Source organism: Marinospirillum sp. (assembly GCF_014859565.1).
In genome coordinates, this window is the sequence record NZ_JACUUA010000296.1 from 1 (window position 1) to 3,431 (window position 3,431).

Sequence of the window (3,431 nt, forward strand, 5' to 3'; positions counted from 1 at the left end):
AACACCTGAATAAGGACATCCCATGACCGAAGATCAACTTGAGCAAGAGTGCCTGTCCTGGTTTGCAGAAGGTGGCTGGGAGGTGGCGCATGGGCCGGATTTAGCCCCGGATGGCCCAGCCCCTGAGCGGGTGGATTACCGGCAGGTATTGTTATTGGGTGACTTGGAAGCGGCTTTGCGGCGGATTAACCCGCATTTGCCTGAAACCGCCATCGAGCAGGCGGTGGCGGTGGTGCGTCAGCCCGAGAGTTTGGATGCGCTGGCCAGTAACCGCAGTTTTCACCGCTGGCTGTTGGATGGGGTGAAGGTGGAGTACAAGCGCGAGGATGAGGTTGTTTATGATCGCGCCTTTTTGATGGATTTTGAGCAGGTAAAGGCCAACCGCTTCCGGGTGATTAACCAGTTCACCGTGCAGGGCAGCAAGCAACCACGCCGCCCGGATGTGGTGTGTTTTATCAATGGCCTGCCGCTGGCGGTGCTGGAGCTAAAAAGCCCCAGTTCTGAAAAAGCCGATATCTGGGATGCCTTTAACCAGATCCAGACCTATAAGGAAGAAGTTGGCGACCTTTTTGTTTACAACCAAGCGCTGGTGATCAGCGATGGTTATACGGCACGTTTAGGTTCACTGACGGCCAATGAAGAACGCTTTATGCCCTGGCGCACGATCAAGCATGAAGACGACAAACCGCTGCTGGAGTGGCAGTTGGAAACTCTGGTGCGCGGCTTTTTCGAGCGTGAATTATTTTTGGATTACATCCGTTATTTTGTGATTTTTGAGACGGATAACGACCGGCTGATCAAAAAAATTGCCGGTTATCACCAGTTTCATGCCGTGCGCGAGGCAGTGCGAGCGACGGTGATTGCGGCGCAGCAACCTGCTGAAAACTGGCAAGCCGAAAAACGCGCCACCTATGGGGATGAGGTGCAGCCGGGCAGTAAAAAGGCCGGTGTGGTGTGGCACACCCAGGGTTCCGGCAAGAGTATTTCCATGTGCTGTTATGCGGGTAAGTTGCTGCAACAGCCGCAGATGAACAACCCCACGCTGGTGGTGGTGACGGATCGCAATGATCTGGATGGCCAGTTGTTTGCCACCTTCAGTTCTGCAAAAGAGCTGCTAAAACAAGACCCGGTGCAAGCCAATGACCGCGATAAACTGCGCGAGTTGCTGGCCGAGCGAGAGTCCGGCGGCATTATTTTTACCACCGTACAGAAGTTTGCCCTGCTGGACGATGAAAGCAGCCACCCGATTCTGAATGAGCGCCACAATATCGTAGTGATTTCAGATGAAGCCCACCGTAGCCAGTACGGTATGAAGGCTACCCTGAAAAAAGATGGCACCTACACCTTCGGTTATGCCAAGCACCTGCGCGATGCCCTGCCCAATGCGGCTTTTATTGGTTTTACCGGTACGCCCATTGCCAGTGAGGACAAGGACACCCGCGCCGTGTTTGGTGATTATGTGTCTATCTACGACATTCAGGATGCTGTGGATGATGGTGCCACCGTACCCATCTATTACGAATCTCGCTTGGCCAAGCTGGATTTAAACCGGGAAGCCATTGCCGAGCTTTCGGATCAGGTGGAAGAGGTGGTTGAAGATGAAGAAGATGTTGGCCAGCGGGAAAAAACCAAGGGTGAATGGAGCCGATTAGAAAAGCTGGTGGGTGCAACCCCGCGCTTGCAGGAAGTGGCTGCGGATTTGGTTAAGCACTTTGAAACCCGCAATGCCAGCATGGATGGCAAAGCCATGATTGTGGCCATGAGCCGGGATATTTGTGCCCAGCTGTATAACGAAATCGTCGCTCTGCGCCCAGAGTGGCATGACCCTGACCCGGAAAAGGGTGCCATCAAGATCGTTATGACTGGCTCTGCTTCAGACAAGCCGTTGCTGCAACCGCATATCTACAATAAACAAACCAAAAAACGCCTGGAAAAACGCTTTAAGGATCTGAAAGACCCGCTCAAACTGGTGATCGTGCGGGATATGTGGCTGACCGGCTTTGATGCGCCCTGCTGCCACACCATGTATGTTGATAAGCCCATGAAGGGGCATAACCTGATGCAGGCGATAGCGCGTGTGAATCGGGTGTTCAAGAACAAACCCGGTGGGCTGGTGGTGGATTACATCGGCATTGCCAATGAGCTGAAGCAGGCGCTGAAAACCTACACGGATTCCAAGGGCAGGGGCGAGCCGACCCACAATGCCGAAGAAGCCTTTGCGGTGCTGCTGGAAAAGCTGGATGTAATTCACGGTATGCTGGCCAAAGGCACCAAGGGGGAAGGTTTTGATTACAGCGGTTTTGAGGACAACCCCAACCGCCTGCTGATCCCCACCGCCAACTACATTCTGGGGCTGGAAGACGGCAAAAAACGCTTTCTGGATACTGTACTGGCGATGAATAAAGCCTATTCACTGTGCAGCACCCTGGATGCGGCGGATGCTTACCATAAGGAAGTTGCTTTTCTTTCCGCTGTTAAAGCGGCCATTACCAAATCCACCAGTGTGGACAAAAAGCTGAGCCAGGAAGATAAGAACTCCGCGCTTAAGCAGATTTTGGATAATGCGCTGGTGGCGGAAGGGGTGAGTGATATTTTTGCGCTCTGCGGGCTGGATAAGCCCAATATCGGCCTGCTTTCTGATGAGTTTCTGGAAGATGTGCGGCAGATGCCCTACAAAAACTTTGCCGTGGAGCTGCTGGAAAAACTGTTAAAAGACGATGTTAAATCCAAGACCCGCAACAATGTGGTGCAGGAAAAAAAATACGCCGACCGACTGGAAGCCACCCTGCGTAAATACAACAACCGTAGCATCGAAACGGCGCAGATCATCGAAGAACTGATCCAGATGGCCAAGGACTTTCAGGCAGAACTGGAAAGGGATGCTGCCCTGGGTCTGAACCCGGATGAAGTGGCCTTTTATGATGCACTGGCCAACAACGAAAGCGCCGTACGCGAGCTGGGCGATGAAATCCTTAAGAAAATCGCCGTGGAAATCACCACCAAACTAAGAGCTTCCACCACTGTGGATTGGCAAGTCAGGGAAAGCGTGCGGGCAAAACTGCGCATTCTGGTACGCCGGACACTACAGAAATACAAATACCCGCCTGATCAGGCTGCTGAGGCCGTTGAGCTGGTACTGCAACAGGCTGAGGTTTTGTCGAATGCCTGGAGTGGGTGATGCAAAAGTTCAACGATAGTCAATAAAACACTTCTCACCGGCCTTGTGAACCTGACGCATGGAGCGTCGCAGACTTTTGGCGCACTGCCGGTAACGGGCGCAATACTGCGGTACGCATTGTCGTTCTCAGTGCTGGCATTACTCGCTTCCCCAAAAGGGTTAGAGAGTAACAAGATTCAAGAAGAACAATGCATTAGGAGGGATTCTGGCGGAAGGTGAACAGTGATTCTGGGAAGATGAACAGTGATTCTGG

At 52.7% G+C, this 3,431-nt stretch carries 1 protein-coding gene; it reads left to right on the forward strand.

Annotated features, from left to right (window positions below):
- Positions 1-22: 22 nt before the first annotated feature.
- The gene (locus IBX50_RS18595; protein WP_292257895.1) at positions 23-3,178 is read left to right on the forward strand and encodes a type I restriction endonuclease subunit R; all 3,156 of its coding nucleotides are present in this window, start codon (positions 23-25) and stop codon (positions 3,176-3,178) included.
- Positions 3,179-3,431: the final 253 nt, after the last annotated feature.